13 protein-coding genes are annotated in these 13,824 nt (G+C 62.1%); 8 read left to right on the top strand and 5 right to left on the bottom strand.

Going from position 1 to position 13,824, the window contains the following annotated elements:
• Window positions 1-62 precede the first annotated feature (62 nt).
• From Q1B27_RS07545 to Q1B27_RS07525, 5 genes are read left to right on the top strand one after another with little or no spacing between them, the layout of a single operon-like run.
• Window positions 63-932, top strand: coding sequence for a branched-chain amino acid ABC transporter permease (locus Q1B27_RS07545; protein WP_299845989.1), 870 nt, complete (start codon window positions 63-65; stop codon window positions 930-932).
• On the top strand, window positions 925-1,905 hold the full coding sequence (locus Q1B27_RS07540) for a branched-chain amino acid ABC transporter permease (RefSeq protein WP_299845986.1): 981 nt from the start codon (window positions 925-927) through the stop codon (window positions 1,903-1,905). Before Q1B27_RS07545 ends, Q1B27_RS07540 begins: the two co-directional genes overlap by 8 nt.
• Window positions 1,902-2,675, top strand: a complete 774-nt coding sequence (locus Q1B27_RS07535) for an ABC transporter ATP-binding protein (RefSeq protein WP_299845983.1) — start codon at window positions 1,902-1,904, stop codon at window positions 2,673-2,675. Before Q1B27_RS07540 ends, Q1B27_RS07535 begins: the two co-directional genes overlap by 4 nt.
• Window positions 2,660-3,367 (top strand): ABC transporter ATP-binding protein, encoded by a 708-nt coding sequence (locus Q1B27_RS07530; RefSeq protein WP_299845980.1) that lies wholly within the window; start codon window positions 2,660-2,662, stop codon window positions 3,365-3,367. Before Q1B27_RS07535 ends, Q1B27_RS07530 begins: the two co-directional genes overlap by 16 nt.
• Window positions 3,318-3,947, top strand: a complete 630-nt coding sequence (locus Q1B27_RS07525; RefSeq protein ID WP_299845977.1) for a tetratricopeptide repeat-containing protein — start codon at window positions 3,318-3,320, stop codon at window positions 3,945-3,947. Before Q1B27_RS07530 ends, Q1B27_RS07525 begins: the two co-directional genes overlap by 50 nt.
• A gap of 116 nt (window positions 3,948-4,063) precedes the next feature.
• Here Q1B27_RS07525 and Q1B27_RS07520 read toward each other — a convergent pair whose 3' ends face one another.
• Both Q1B27_RS07520 and Q1B27_RS07515 read right to left on the bottom strand, forming a co-directional pair.
• Window positions 4,064-5,407: a lytic murein transglycosylase gene (locus Q1B27_RS07520; protein WP_299845974.1), complete on the bottom strand. Its 1,344-nt coding sequence runs from the start codon at window positions 5,405-5,407 to the stop codon at window positions 4,064-4,066.
• Window positions 5,408-5,509: 102 nt separating this feature from the next.
• Window positions 5,510-6,190 carry a YafY family protein gene (locus Q1B27_RS07515; RefSeq protein WP_299845971.1) on the bottom strand — a complete coding sequence of 227 codons (681 nt, stop codon included), beginning with the start codon at window positions 6,188-6,190 and terminating at the stop codon, window positions 5,510-5,512.
• Between the two features lie 84 nt (window positions 6,191-6,274).
• Here Q1B27_RS07515 and Q1B27_RS07510 point away from each other — a divergent pair, with 84 nt between their 5' ends.
• Window positions 6,275-6,682: a DUF1801 domain-containing protein gene (locus Q1B27_RS07510; protein ID WP_299845968.1), complete on the top strand. Its 408-nt coding sequence runs from the start codon at window positions 6,275-6,277 to the stop codon at window positions 6,680-6,682.
• On the opposite strand, the gene rnr is transcribed toward Q1B27_RS07510, so the two are convergent.
• The 3 genes from rnr to dapE all read right to left on the bottom strand — a co-directional run bounded on the left by rnr (window position 6,666) and on the right by dapE (window position 10,832).
• The gene (gene rnr / locus Q1B27_RS07505; RefSeq protein ID WP_299845965.1) at window positions 6,666-8,918 is read right to left on the bottom strand and encodes a ribonuclease R; all 2,253 of its coding nucleotides are present in this window, start codon (window positions 8,916-8,918) and stop codon (window positions 6,666-6,668) included. The genes Q1B27_RS07510 and rnr overlap by 17 nt on opposite strands.
• Before the next feature lie 191 nt (window positions 8,919-9,109).
• On the bottom strand, window positions 9,110-9,676 hold the full coding sequence (locus Q1B27_RS07500; protein ID WP_299845962.1) for a TIGR04282 family arsenosugar biosynthesis glycosyltransferase: 567 nt from the start codon (window positions 9,674-9,676) through the stop codon (window positions 9,110-9,112).
• 4 nt (window positions 9,677-9,680) lie between these two features.
• Entirely contained in the window at window positions 9,681-10,832 is a 1,152-nt protein-coding gene (gene dapE, locus Q1B27_RS07495) for a succinyl-diaminopimelate desuccinylase (RefSeq protein ID WP_299845959.1), read from the bottom strand.
• Between the two features lie 299 nt (window positions 10,833-11,131).
• Here dapE and Q1B27_RS07490 point away from each other — a divergent pair, with 299 nt between their 5' ends.
• Together Q1B27_RS07490 and Q1B27_RS07485 are read left to right on the top strand one after the other, a co-directional pair.
• The gene (locus Q1B27_RS07490; RefSeq protein ID WP_299845956.1) at window positions 11,132-12,709 is read left to right on the top strand and encodes a Hint domain-containing protein; all 1,578 of its coding nucleotides are present in this window, start codon (window positions 11,132-11,134) and stop codon (window positions 12,707-12,709) included.
• The gene (locus tag Q1B27_RS07485; RefSeq protein ID WP_299845953.1) at window positions 12,710-13,801 is read left to right on the top strand and encodes a Hint domain-containing protein; all 1,092 of its coding nucleotides are present in this window, start codon (window positions 12,710-12,712) and stop codon (window positions 13,799-13,801) included. It abuts the gene before it with no gap.
• Window positions 13,802-13,824 lie beyond the last annotated feature (23 nt).

Genomic DNA, 13,824 nt, shown 5'->3' with positions numbered 1-13,824 from the left:
AATCTTCGGGGCGATGCAGCATCCCGCGTCGCCCCGGTTTTTCACATAGTCGAGATATTGAAATGCTGGACCTTCTTGCGCAGACCGGCCTGAACGCCGTTTACGCTGCCTCTTACATATCGCTGATTGCCGTGGGCCTGGTGCTGATTTTCGGAGTCATGGGCGTCGTGAATTTCGCCCATGGCGAGCTTTACATGGCAGGTGCCTATGCTGTTGTCCTGCTATATACCGATTTTCAGATCCCATTCTTTCTGGCGGTGGCGGTGGGCATGATCTTTGTCGGTTGCCTGGGGCTGGCGATGGAGCGGGCCCTGTTCCGACCGCTGAGGGACAATCCGCTGGGCGGGCTTGTTGCGTCGATCGGGTTTTTGATGATCCTGCAATCGCTGGCGGTCATGGGGTTTGGAGTGCGGATGGAGCATATTCCGCCCGTCACCCAGCATGTGATCGAGTTTTCCGAACGGGTGCGCCTGCCCCTGTCGCGACTCTTCGTGATCATTGCGGCGGTGGTGTTGCTGAGCGCCTTGTGGATTTTCCTGAAACGCACACGCTTCGGCTGGGCCTTGCGGGCGGCAGCACAAGACCCAGAGGCGGCAGCCCTTCAGGGTATTTCGATCAATCAGACGGCACGCATCGCGATGTTCATCGGGGCGGGTCTGGCGGGGATCGCGGGGGCGCTGACCGCGCCGCTGGTATCGGTCAATCCGCATATGGGCCATTCGGTCATCGTGACGGCGTTCATCGTGATCATCGTCGGCGGGGTTGGCAGCTTGGAGGGCGCGATTGTCGCCTCGGTCGCCTATGCCTTTGTCCACACTTTCGTGACCACCTTCTTTGACGGGGTGATTGCCGACATCACCGGCCTCAGCCTGATGTTGCTGGTGCTGATCGTCAAACCCACGGGTTTGTTCGGGAGTGCGGATCGTGCGTAACCTTCTGATCTTTCTGGCGGGGGCGGTGGCGCTGATTGCCCTGCCGCATGGTCTGAGCTTTTCGCAACAGGAAATCCTGGTTTTCCTGACCATCAACATCCTGTTGGTGTCGTCTTACCGGTTGCTGACCCTCACGGGCGAATGGTCACTGGGCCATGTGGTGATCATGGGCGTGGGCGCCTATGCCAGCGCGCTTTTCACCAAGGAGATGGGGATCTACGTGCCGGTGTCGATCCTATTGGGCGGCATCACGGCGGCGCTGTTGGCCGTTGTCTTGTCCTTTCCCCTCTTTCGGATGAAAGGGTTCTACTTCCTGATCGGCAGTTTCGCGGCGGGGGAAATCATCCGCCTGCTGTGGAAACGTTTTCGCGACCCGTTTGGCGGGCCCAAGGGCATCAAGGGGATCGACCCGATGCCGGATTTTTCCATCGGCATCTATGATTTCGATTTCTTCGAGCCGGTGAGCTATTACTACCTGTCGGGCGCGGTGGTGGCGGTCTGCCTGTGGGTGCTATGGCGGATCGAGCGCAGCCCGGTGGGCCTGACCTTTCACGCGGTGCACTGGCAGGACAAGCTGGCCGAAGCCTCGGGTGTGAACCTGCGCGCCTACCGGACGCTGGCCTTTGCCATCGCCAGCGGGTTCGCCGGTATCGGCGGCGCGCTGCTGGCGCATTACGTGGGGACGATCAACCCGAATTCCTTTGATGTCGAGGTGATGGTGTTCGTGCTGACATGGGCCATCGTCGGCGGGACCGGCACCTTTTACGGGCCCATTCTGGGCTGCGTGGTGCTGACCATCCTGAACGAGATAGTCCTGCGCGAAATGGGGTTCGAGCAGATGCGCCCGCTGATCTATGGCGCGATCATGATCCTGTCGATTCTGTTCATGCCCAAGGGGCTGGAAAGCGTGGTGCAGAAGATTTTCAGCCGCAAGGCGCCGGATAATGCAACCGGGCAGGAGGCCAAGACATGACCCAGTTTCTGGAAGTGGATAACCTGACCATGCGGTTCGGCGGGCTGACGGCGGTGGATGGCCTGAGCTTCAAGGTCGATCACGGCGAAATCCACGGGTTGATCGGCCCCAATGGCGCGGGCAAGACCACCACGTTCAACATGATCTCGGGCTTTTACAAGCCGACCGAAGGCCAGGTGCGGCTGCGGGGCGAAAACATATCGGGCCTGAAGATGCACGAGGTGGCGCGGCGCGGCGTGGTGCGGACGTTCCAGCATTCGACCCTGTTTGCCGAGTTGACGGTGATGGAGAACGCGCTGGTCGGCACGCATATGCCGTTCCGCCCCAATATCTTTGCTGCCATTATCGGTTGGGACCGGGATGACCGGCACGGGGCCGAGGCGCGGGCCAGCGAGGCGCTGGAATTCTTTGGTCTCGATCATCTGAAGGGTGATCTGGCGGGCGATCTGAGCCACGGGCATCAGCGCGCATTGGGCATGGCGGTGGCTTATGCCAGCCACCCGGACGTGATGCTGCTGGACGAGCCGTTCACCGGCATGAACCCGGAAGAGACCCGTCAGATGATGGACCTGATGCGCAAGCTGCGCGAGGACGGGATCACCATCCTGATCGTCGAACATGACATGCAGGCGATCATGGGGCTGTGCGATACCATCACCTGCATGAGCTTTGGCAAGTTCCTGGCCGAAGGTGGCCCCGAAGAGATCCGCAACCACCCGGCGGTGATCGAAGCCTATCTTGGGGGGGGCGCGCCATGTTGCTTGAGATGAAGGATATCTCGGTCAGTTACGGCAAGGTGTCGGCGGTGCGCAACATCTCGATCTCGGTGCCCGAGGGCGGGATCGTGACCATCATCGGCGGCAATGGCGCGGGCAAGACCACGACCCTGCGCGCGATGTCGGGCATGGTGCCGCTGGTGGGGGGTGAGATTCATTTCAACGGCAAGCGGATTGATGGGTTGCCCTCGGACAAGGTGGTGGCCCACGGTATCGCCCATGTGCCCGAGGGTCGCCGGATTTTCCCCGATATGACGGTCGAGGAGAACCTGCGGACGGGCGCGTTCTTGCGCCGTGACAAGGTGGCGGTGGAGGCTGATCTTGAAAATGTGTTCGGACGGTTCCCCCGTCTGAAGGAGCGGCGCCGCCAGATGGCCAAGACGATGTCGGGCGGTGAGCAGCAGATGCTGGCGATTGGCCGCGCACTGATGTCCGCGCCGAAGCTTTTGCTGATGGACGAGCCGTCGATGGGACTGGCGCCTGTGATCGTCGAGGAAATTGCCGTGATCATCGAGGAAATCAACGCCCAGGGCCTGTCGGTCGTGCTGGTCGAGCAGAATGCCGAACTGGCGCTGGAACTGGCCGATCATGCTTACGTTTTGGAAACCGGAAACATGGCGCTGGAGGGGCCTGCGAATGAGCTACATGACAATGACCATGTTCGCGCCGCGTATCTGGGGATTTGACCTGAACAGTCCGCAGGCGCGCGTGGCGCGACAGGCGGGTTGGTCACGTGCGGATATCCTTTGGGAAGGGCTGATGGAAAAGGCGAATGCCGCATGGGTCGACGGTGCTCGACCGCGTGCCGGGCAGCTTTTCCGTCGCGCATCCTGGGTGACGCGGCTGTGTTTCGCGCGCGATGACCTGCGCCGGGCGACGGTGCTTGCGAACCTTGGCATCATGGCACGCGCAACGGGGCAGGGGCCGAGGGCCGCCGCCTGTTTTGCGAAGGCGGCGGCGCAATGGGATGCCTGCGCCGAGGTGTCGGTGGCGGAGATGCAGATCGCCCCGCGCGCCCGGTCCTCGCTGTTTCATCTGCGGATGGAGGCGCGGCATCGCGATACCTATCACGACAATATGCGCCTGCGTCTGGGCAAGATCGCCGCCGAGATGCGCGCAGCCCTTGAGGCGATGGCCAAAGGGGAAAAACCCGGATGTCGCCTTTATGCCCGCTGGCGGGGCGAACGGCCGAATGTCTATGATGATACGCGCAAGGTGCTGGGCGCCTGCCTGCTGATCATTGATGCGGAACCGGATCAGGCTTAGCGCCGATCGCCGGGCTTTCACCGTTTGCGGGGGTTATCCGTTTGTCGGGCAGTGCCTGAAATGCCCGTGCAGTGCCACACCGGAACTTCATCTTGAAAATCTTGGGCGGTTTTCCCCTACCGTGTTTTGAGCAGTTTCAGAACGCTTTTCGAAGGGAAGCCATCTGGTTTCACACCAACGGATTGCTGGAAATGCCGGATCGCCTTGGCGCTGTTCGGTCCGATGATGCCGTCGATTTTTTCCAGCTTATAGCCCTTGCGCTTGAGCAGGCGCTGCACCTCCATCCGTTCATCGAATGTTAGCGGGTCATAGCCGCGCGGCCAGCTGGCCCGTATCTCGGGGCCGCCGCCGATCCGGTCCGACAGGTGGCCGACGCCGATCGCATAGGCATCGGCGTTGTTGTAGCGTTTGATCACGTCGAAATTGGCGAACACCATGAAGGAAGCGCCATTTGGACCCGCCGGTTGCAGGATGCGGGCGGAGCCGAAATCGCGCACCGGTTTGCCATCGGCGCCGACCACGCCGCGTGCCGCCCAGTCCGACGGCATCCGCTTGGCCGAACCCGGGGACACGCCGCGCGGCACCCGCACCTCGACGCCCCAGGGCATGCCCTTGCGCCAGCCGAACCGCTTGAGATAGGCCGCCGTGGACGCCAGCGCATCGGTGGGGTCATCCGACCAGATGTCACGCTTGCCATCGCCGGTGAAATCCACCGCATAGGCCAGATATGAGGTCGGGATGAACTGGGTGTGCCCCATTGCGCCGGCCCATGAGCCGGTCATGTTCTTAGGGGCTACATCGCCGGACTGGATGATCTTGAGCGCCGCGATAAGCTGTTTTTCAAAAAACGCGCCGCGCCGCCCGTCAAAGGCCAGTGTCGCCAGCGCGCCGATCAGGGGTGTGTCACCCTTGCGGGTGCCATAATAGCTTTCCAGCCCCCAGACGGCGGTCACGACCTCTTTTTCAACGCCATATGCCTGCTCGATCCGGGTCAGGGCGCGTTTGTGTTTACGCAGCGCCTTTTGCCCGCCTTCGACCCGCGGCGGCGAGGCGGCGCTGTCCAGATAATCCCAGATATGGCGTTTGAATTCGGCCTGGTTGCGGTCTTTCTTGACGACGTCCGGATTGTACGCGACCCCGCGAAAGGCGCGTTCGAACGTCTTGCTGCTGATCCCGGCATTCAGGGCGCGGCCCCGGAACCCTCTGATCCATTTCTCAAAGGCAGGATTTGAGGTGGCGACCTTGATGACCTCCACCTCATCGCCGCCGGTCTGAACGGCCGGGCGTGCTACCGGGCGCAGGCTGCGCACGGGGATGTCGATACTGATGACCACCGCATCGGTTGTCATCGTGCCCGGTCGCACATGCGGCCTGAGAGAGGTTTCCACCGGCGCTGCCGCCAGCGCCGAAATTCCGATTGATGTGCCTGTTACTGCGGCCAACAGAGCAGTGATACGCATTGCCCGGCCCCTTTTTGCTCTTTTCTTTAAACATAGTCCGAACCCGGACAAATCGGAAGTACTCAAAAGGAGGTGCTGCAAGGTTCTGCCGAATTCAGTCCCTCATGCGCTCATTTGTGCCAGACATTCTCGCAGCATCGGCACGCGCCGAGGGCGAAACGACGCGCTGGTCACGTCCAGATTTCGCATCCGATCCAGCCGGAATGCCCGAAAGTCACTTCGCAGGTGGCAATACGCCAGCAGACAATGCGAGGCCTGCATGTAGACGATCGACAAGGGATCGGCGCTGCGCGTGGTCTGGCGTGATTCAACATCGGAATAGTCGAACCGGATGGTGCGTTCGTCCCATGTGGCCTGCCTGAGTTCGATGACGTCAACGCCGGGTTCCGGCAAGGGGGCAAAGCGGCGGGCGGTCAGTACCGCGTGTTCCAGCCGATGCGCCTGGCTGGCGGGCAACCGCGCGCGCAGTTTCGACAGGGCGCTTTCGGCGGCCTTGGCCAGCGCCGGATCACCCACTACGCCCACCTCTCGCAGGCCCAGAACCAACGCCTCTAACTCCTCATCGGCAAAGCTGAGCGGTGGCAGCGCCGCATCTTCGACCAGCGTGTAGCCGAAACCCGCAGCACCGTCGATCACCGCGCCCAACCCCCTGAGCGCATCTATGTCGCGATAGATTGTGCGCGGTGTTACGCCAAGTGACTGCGCCAGGCTCGAGGCCGTCGCCGGGGGGGCCGCATTGCGCAGGGCCTGCATCAACTGGAAAAGGCGGTGTGTGCGTGTCATGGTGATCACTATCCTCGCACATGCTGACAATTACTATCATGTAGGAATGTTAAATCTCAGCCGTCACCTGGCGGGAGAAACCAGATGGAAACCCCTGTGATCTCTTCGGATGTGGATCGTGTTATTTCGCGCTATGACCCGCTGACGCGGTCAGGTGTTCTTGCGTTGCGGGCGTTGATTTTTCAAACAGCCGGTACCCTGCCCCAGACCGGCGGGTTGCAAGAGGCGCTTAGATGGGGGCAGCCCGCTTATCTGACGAAAGCCCGGGCGGGTTCGACGCTGCGACTGGGGCCGCACAAGGATGCGCGTTTCGCGATTTTCGCCCATTGCCAAAGCACGATCATCGCCAGCTATGCGCAGGCGTTTCCCGGCTGGGACCGGATTGATGGCAACCGCGCCGTGCTGTTCGACGAGCCAAGCCAGATCGAGCCCGAGCGCCTGACACATCTGATCCGCCACGCGCTGACCTATCACCTCAGCGACGCCGCTTGACCTTGCGTTTTGCCTTGTCGGATTTGCGTTTGGCATTGGACAGCTGACGTTTGGCGGGTTTACCGCGTCTGCCCGGGTTTGATTTGGGCATCGCCTTGCCATCAAGGCTGATCAGGTCCAGCGCCAGCCCGCCCGTCACCGGGGCCGCTTCGGCCAGTCGCACGGTGACCCGCTGGCCCAGACCGATCTCGACCCCGGTATCCGATCCGGTCAGGGTGCCCGCTTCGCGATCAAAATTGAAAAACTCCCGCCCCAATGAGCGCACCGGGATCAGCCCATCGGCCCCGGTTTCATCCAGCCGCACAAAGACCCCGAACTTGGCCACGCCACTGATCCGGCCGCTGAATTCATCGCCGATACGCTCGGACAGGAAGGCGGCCAGATAGCGGTCATTTGTATCCCGTTCCGCCATCATCGAGCGGCGTTCGGTATCGCTGATATGCGCGGCCGTGCCTTCCAGCCGGTCCATATCGTCTTTGCTGAGGCCGTCTTTCCCCCAGCCATGCGCCGAGATCAGCGCCCGGTGCACGATCAGGTCGGCATAGCGGCGGATCGGCGAGGTGAAATGCGCGTAGGCCTGTAGTGCAAGGCCGAAATGGCCAAAATTCGCGGGGGCGTAATAGGCCTGGGTCATGGCACGCAGGGTCGACATGTTGATCTGTTCGGCATGATCAGTATCTGCGGCGGCATGCAGCAGCGCATTGAGATGCGCGGTTTTCAACACCTGCCCCTTGGCCAGCACCAGCCCTGCTGCTTCGGCCACCTCGCGCAGGCTATCGAGCTTTTCGGGCGGCGGTTCCTCGTGCACCCGGAAAAGCAGGGGGGATTTCTTGGCGATCAGGGTTTCGGCGGCGGCCACATTGGCCAGCACCATGAATTCCTCGATAAGCTTATGCGCGTCCAGCCGGTCGGTGAAATTGACGCTTTCCACCACACCCTCATCGCTTAGCATGACCTTGCGTTCGGGCAGGTCCAGATCCAGCGGCTGGCGGTTTTTCCGCGCCTGTTTCAGCGCGTTATGGGCGGCGTAAAGCGGGCGGATCACCTCGTCCATCAGTGGGGTGCATTTGTCATTCGGGGTGCCGTCCATCGCCTCCTGCACCTCGCGGTAATTCAGCGATGCCGGTGAGCGCATCAGTCCGCGCAAAAACCGGTGCCCGATCTTTTCGCCATGGGCATTGACCTGCATGCGCACGGCGATACAGGCGCGCGGCACGCCCTCGTGCAGCGAACACAGATCGCCCGACAACCGGTCCGGCAGCATCGGCACGACACGATCCGGGAAGTAACTGGAATTGCCGCGTTTTCTGGCCTCGTGATCCAGCGCGGACCCCGGGGTCACGTAATGCGCCACATCGGCAATCGCGACCCAGATCACATGGCCGCCCTCGTTTTTCGGGTTGTCATCCGCATGCGCCCAGCAGGCATCGTCATGGTCGCGCGCATCCGCCGGGTCGATGGTAATCAGGGGCATATCGCGCAGGTCATCCCGGCCCTTGAGGCCCGCGGGTTTCATCCTGTCGGCCTCGGCAATCACCTCGTCGGGGAAATCATCCGGGATGCCATGCTGATGAATAGCAATCAGCGACACGGCCTTCGGCGCCGAAGGATCGCCCAGACGCTGTACCACCCGGGCGCGCGGCAGCCCCATGCGCCCCTTGGGACCGGCCTGTTCCGCCTCGACCAGCTCACCATCCTTGGCGCCGCCGGTAGCATCGCCCAGGACGTCCCATTCCTTGCCGTCACCCTTGTCGATCGGCACGATCCGTCCGCCTTCGGTGCGCTTGCGGAAAACCCCCAGCACTTTCAGGGGGTTGGTGCCGATCCGTCGGATCAGGCGGCCCTCGTAGCCATGCGTTTCGCCACTTACCTCGGTCAGCCGCGCCAAGATGCGATCACCATCGCCCAGCGCGGGGTCGCTGGCGCGGGCCACGATCAGCACCAGGGGCGCGTCACCTTCGCCCTGCCATTCCATCGGGGTCGCCATCAGATCGCCATCGGGGGTCTGTTCGGACACCCGCAGCACCGCAACCGGTGGCAGCTTGTCGGGGTCGCGATAGGTCTTCTTGCGCTTTTGCAGATGGCCCTCGGCCTCAAGCTCTTTCAACAGCCGTTTCAGATCAATCCGCGCGGCCCCCTTGATGCCGAAGGCACGGGCGATATCGCGTTTTGAACTCTGGGTCGGGTGGTCGGAAATCCATTGCAGGATCTCCTCCTTGGAGGGCATCTGGCTCATGCCGCTGGCCTAGCATGAAAGAAACCGCCGCACCACATGGCAAAGCGGACCGAGTTGCAACTGTGTAAATTGTGTACGCGGATTGTGTACACATGTGCCCTCACCGGCTCTGGCACCCCGAGGAGGAGGGCGCAGCACGACGACGAGAGACCCTGCGTGCGCGTCAGCGCACTCGATCTGGTACCGGCGGATCAGAGATCGGCGACGGTATCGACATCGCGCAGCCGATCCGTCAACGCGACCCGCGCGCCGCCCAGGCTGGCGATGCTGTCGGCAAGCGCGTGTTCGGTTGACCAGCGGACATGCCGGAACAGGCTGGCAGGCACTTGAACCCGTTTCAGACCGACCAGCCAGTAGCCGCCATCGGGGGCCGGGCCGAAGACCGCATCGCGGGCCCCGAGCGCGCGAAAGGCGCGGGCGATATGTTCTTTGCGCACATCCGGGATATCGCCGCCGATGATGCAGACCGGGCCGGGCGGCAGGGTATGCATCAGACGGCCCATGCGAGCGCCCAGATCCCCGGACCCTTGCGGCACGCGCGGCAGATGGCCGGGCCAGACCCGCGACGCCATGCCAGCGTGATCCGGGGCCACCGCCAGAACCAGATGCCAGCGCGGGTCTTCCACCTCGCGCAGGAGCCGCCTTACCTGATGACGAAACCACCACGCGGCACCCACCATACCGATGTCGCGGCCCAGGCGGGTTTTGACCCGGCCCGGGCGCGGTTCCTTCAGCATGACGACCAGCGTGGGGCGCATGACCTCAGCCGAAATAGTCGCGCAGGATGCGGGAATAGACGGCCTTCAATTGCCCGATCTGATCCACCGCCACGCGTTCATCCACCTGGTGCATGGTCTGTCCGACCAGTCCGAATTCCACCACCGGGCAGTGATGCTTAACGAACCGCGCGTCGGACGTGCCGCCGGTTGTTGACAGCACCGGCGTCACGCCGGTTTCCGCCGCAACCGCAGCGGCCACCAGATTCGACAATGCCCCCGGCGGTGTCAGGAAGCTTTCGCCCGAGACTTTCACCTCCAGCGCGCCGGTAACGCCGAATTCCTCAGCCACCTTATCCACCTCATCCTGCATCCACGCGATCAGCGACGCGCTGTTATGGGCATCGTTGAAACGGATATTGACCGTTGCCCGACATTCGGCGGGAATCACGTTGGTGGCCGAGTTGCCGGTGTCGATGGTGACGACGGCCAGCGTCGAGGGATCAAAATGCTGGGTGCCCTGATCCAGCTCATGCGACGACAGCCGATCCATCAGCCGCGCCATCGCGGGCAGCGGGTTGCAGGCCCGGTGCGGATAGGCGGAATGGCCCTGCACGCCAGTGATTGTGATCCAGGCCGACAGCGACCCGCGCCGTCCGATCTTGATCATCTCACCCATATTGTCAGGGCAGGTCGGTTCGCCCACAAGGCAGACATCCATCGCCTCGTCATTGCCATTCATCCAGTCCAGCAGGGCGGTTGTGCCGTCTTCGGCATCGCCTTCCTCATCGCCGGTGATGGTCAGGATGATCGCGCCGTCGGGCGGGGTATCCTGCACGAAATCCATTGCCGCCGCGGCAAAGGCCGCCACGCCGGATTTCATGTCGGTCGCGCCGCGCCCCCAGAGGTAGCCGTCTTTGATCTCGGCCCCGAAGGGTGGCATCGTCCAGGCGGCCTCGTCCCCCAAGGGCACCACATCCGTGTGACCGTTGAAGCCGAAGGTTTTCGCCGCGCCTTTTGCGCCCCACCGCGCGAAGAGGTTGGACACCCCGCCCCGATCAACCCGGGTGCAGGTAAAACCCGCCGCGCCAAGCCGTTCCTGGAGCAGTACCAGCGCACCGCCCTCTGCGGGCGTGACGGACGGGCATCGAACCAAATCAGCGGTTAGTTCTACGGGGTCTACAGGGGTCTGTGGCATGGTATCTCATGGGCGAAAAACTCGGTTGGCCGGGCGTACCCTGCTTTGCGGCAAAGCGCAAATGCCACAGAAAACGCACAATTGACCGGAATGTACGCCGTGAGGTGAAAAATTCTTAACAGGGGTTAATTTTTTTGCTAACCAATCCTTAATAAATGACCCGAGGCAGGGCAAAATCAGCGGGGCCGCAAAGGCCCCATATCGAGCGGGCAAGCAAATTGTCCAAATAACATAAGGCGGGGAAAACCCTGCCACGCTGGCGTTTTGCGCTGTCTCCAACGGTTAGGTTGGGGCAGTAAATGGTTGCAGGTACGGAACTACCGATCAACAGGAATGCCACTGCGGTGCAGATGGCGGAGGAAATCTTTGGCGATGGCGTGACCGTTATCGGCGCGTCCTACACGGGCGATAACGACTCGTCGGGGATCTACACCAATGGCGATGCGATCGCGCCCGGGGTCACCCCCGGCGACAGCGGTGTCTTGTTCTCAACCGGTGATCTGCGCGGGTTCACCAACAATGCGTCGCAATCCAACCTGCGGACCGGTACGACAACCGGGTCAAGCGGGCCGAATAACGACCCCGATTTCAACGCCGCCGCCGGGACCAACACCTTCGATGCCTCCTATCTGGATGTGGATTTCATCCCCACCGGCAATGTCATGTCGATGCAGTTCGTTTTCTCGTCCGAGGAATATCCCGAGTTCACCAATGGCCAGTTTCAAGATTTCGTCGGCGTCTGGATCAACGGTACACAGGTCGATCTGGCCGTCGGCGATGGTGATATTGATCCGGGCAACCTGAATTCCGGGGCCAATGGCAACCTGTTCATCGACAACACGGCCGATCAGTTCAACACCGAGATGGACGGGTTTACCGTCACGATGACGTTGACCATTCCGGTCAATAGCGGCGTCGTCAACTCGATCCGGATCGGCATCGCGGACGTGGCTGACAACCGCTACGATTCCACCCTGCTGGTGGCCGGGGACAGCGTGCAGACGACGCTGGTCGCGACCGATGACAACTCGAACCTGTTCCCCACCGGCAGCAAGACGATAGACATCCTGGGTAATGACGTGAACACGACCGGGGGCACGCTGACCATCACCCAGATCAATGGTCAGGACGTGGTTGCGGGCAGTACCATCACCCTGGCCAGCGGCCAGCAGATCACGCTGAATGCCGATGGCACGATCACCATGGTCGGCGATGGGGATGTCGAGAATTTCAGCTTTACGTACGAGGTTTCAAGCTCCACCGGGGCGACCGATGTGGGCTTTGTCACGGTTTCGTCGATCCCGTGTTTTGTTGCCGGTACGCTGATCCGTACACCGGATGGTGAAGTGCCGGTCGACAATCTGACGCCCGGTGATCTGGTGATGACCCAGGATGACGGGGCGCAACCGCTGCGCTGGATCGGGCAGCGCCGGGTGCCCGCCACCGGTGATTACGCCCCGATCCGGATCGCACGGAACACGTTTGGTACGCATCGCGAATTGCTGTTGTCGCCCCTGCACCGCGTGCTGATCCGCGATAGTCTGGCCGAGTTGCTGTTCGGCGAGGCAGAGGTGCTGGTCGCCGCCCGTGACCTGATCAACGACAGTTCGGTGCGACGTGTGGAAGGCGGTATGGTGGATTATGTCCACATCCTTTTTGACCGGCACCAGGTGGTGTTTTCAGAGGGGCTGGAGACTGAGAGTTTTCTGCCCGGCCCGCAGACCGCGAAAAGTTTCGAGGCCGATATCGTCGCGGAAATCTGCACGCTTTTCCCCGAGATTGATCCCAATACAGGCGCGGGTTACAGCCCTGCCGCGCGGCGCACGCTGAAACGCTATGAGGCGCAGTTGCTGATGACCGGCACGCGGGTCGCCTGAATGGGCTGGATCGGCATCGCGGATCAGAATGGCAGGCAGTTTGACACCAGCGGTCTGGGTGATCAGGCCGGGCCTGTCGGTAATCCGCGCGACCCTGCGGCGCTGATGCCCCGTGGCACGTTGATGTTGGAGACCCGGCTGACGCCCGAGAAAAAGCCGCAAACCCTGCTGGCCTTTCGACGGCATTACCCCTGGGCTGGCAGCTTTTCCCTGCAGATGCTTCCCGGCGGCGGGATCATATTGGTCGAAACCCAGGGTGACGATGTGCGCCATTTCACCCTGCCGCATGATCCTGACACCCGCACCAGCGTGCTGCGTCTGACCTATAGCTGGGATGCGCCCGGCAAATGGGGCTTGTTGACGCTGGAGCAGCCGGGCTCGGATATTGCCCAATCGGTCACGCTTGCGCCGCCGCATCCGATCCCGCTGAGCGATATGCGTTCCGTGATCATGGAACCGCTTCAGCGCGAGCTGCATCCAGAGGTCGATTTCATCGCCGTCTCGTCGCGAGTCGAGCCGGTCGGGCCAATGCCCGGCCTGACTGGAAGCGTGTTGATCGCCACCCCCCAGGGAGAAACATACGCGGATCGGCTGCAGCGCGGTGATATGGTGGAAACCGCGAGCGGTGAACAGGTGCCAGTGCTGCATACGGTGCGTCGTACGGTGCCCGCACGGGGCAGTTTCCGCCCGGTGCTGATCCGCGCGCCCTATTTTGGCCTGCACCGCGATATCGTCGTGGCCCAGCAGCAACGGCTGGTGATTGGCGGGTCAGAGGTTGAATACATGTTCGGCAAAGAGGCGGTGCTGGTGCCTGCGCGGCATCTGGTCAACGGCGTGTCGACCCGGTTTGCCGATGGCCCCGATCTGATCACCTATCATCATCTGCTACTGCCCGGCCACGAGGCGATCCTGGCCGCAGGTTGCCCGGTCGAAAGCCTGTATGTGGGCCGGTTGCGTCGTAAACCCGAACAACTGGCGTCCAGCGTACTTGCTGCGGTTGACCGGTCCCGTCTGCCGGAACACCCCAAACCGATCTGGCCGGTGCTGAAGCCATTCGAGGCGATTACCCTGGCCATGCACCGCGCGGCCTGACGGAAACGCGGCAACATTCGGCC

It is taken from the genome of uncultured Roseovarius sp., from assembly GCF_947489715.1.
In the GTDB taxonomy this organism is placed as follows: domain Bacteria; phylum Pseudomonadota; class Alphaproteobacteria; order Rhodobacterales; family Rhodobacteraceae; genus Roseovarius.
Note: the sequence above shows the minus strand (reverse complement) of the source record. Positions and strands in the feature narration are given on the sequence as shown.

Bases quoted from the DNA above. Each gene is read 5' to 3' on its own strand.
- Q1B27_RS07545 (WP_299845989.1), top strand. From the start codon at position 63: ATGCTGGACCTTCTTGCGCAGACCGGCCTGAACGCCGTTTACGCTGCC.
- Q1B27_RS07535 (WP_299845983.1), top strand. From the start codon at position 1,902: ATGACCCAGTTTCTGGAAGTGGATAACCTGACCATGCGGTTCGGCGGG.
- Q1B27_RS07530 (WP_299845980.1), top strand. From the start codon at position 2,660: ATGTTGCTTGAGATGAAGGATATCTCGGTCAGTTACGGCAAGGTGTCG.
- Q1B27_RS07525 (WP_299845977.1), top strand. From the start codon at position 3,318: ATGAGCTACATGACAATGACCATGTTCGCGCCGCGTATCTGGGGATTT.
- Q1B27_RS07520 (WP_299845974.1), bottom strand. From the start codon at position 5,407: ATGCGTATCACTGCTCTGTTGGCCGCAGTAACAGGCACATCAATCGGA.
- Q1B27_RS07515 (WP_299845971.1), bottom strand. From the start codon at position 6,190: ATGACACGCACACACCGCCTTTTCCAGTTGATGCAGGCCCTGCGCAAT.
- Q1B27_RS07510 (WP_299845968.1), top strand. From the start codon at position 6,275: ATGGAAACCCCTGTGATCTCTTCGGATGTGGATCGTGTTATTTCGCGC.
- rnr (WP_299845965.1), bottom strand. From the start codon at position 8,918: ATGAGCCAGATGCCCTCCAAGGAGGAGATCCTGCAATGGATTTCCGAC.
- Q1B27_RS07500 (WP_299845962.1), bottom strand. From the start codon at position 9,676: ATGCGCCCCACGCTGGTCGTCATGCTGAAGGAACCGCGCCCGGGCCGG.
- dapE (WP_299845959.1), bottom strand. From the start codon at position 10,832: ATGCCACAGACCCCTGTAGACCCCGTAGAACTAACCGCTGATTTGGTT.
- Q1B27_RS07490 (WP_299845956.1), top strand. From the start codon at position 11,132: ATGGTTGCAGGTACGGAACTACCGATCAACAGGAATGCCACTGCGGTG.
- Q1B27_RS07485 (WP_299845953.1), top strand. From the start codon at position 12,710: ATGGGCTGGATCGGCATCGCGGATCAGAATGGCAGGCAGTTTGACACC.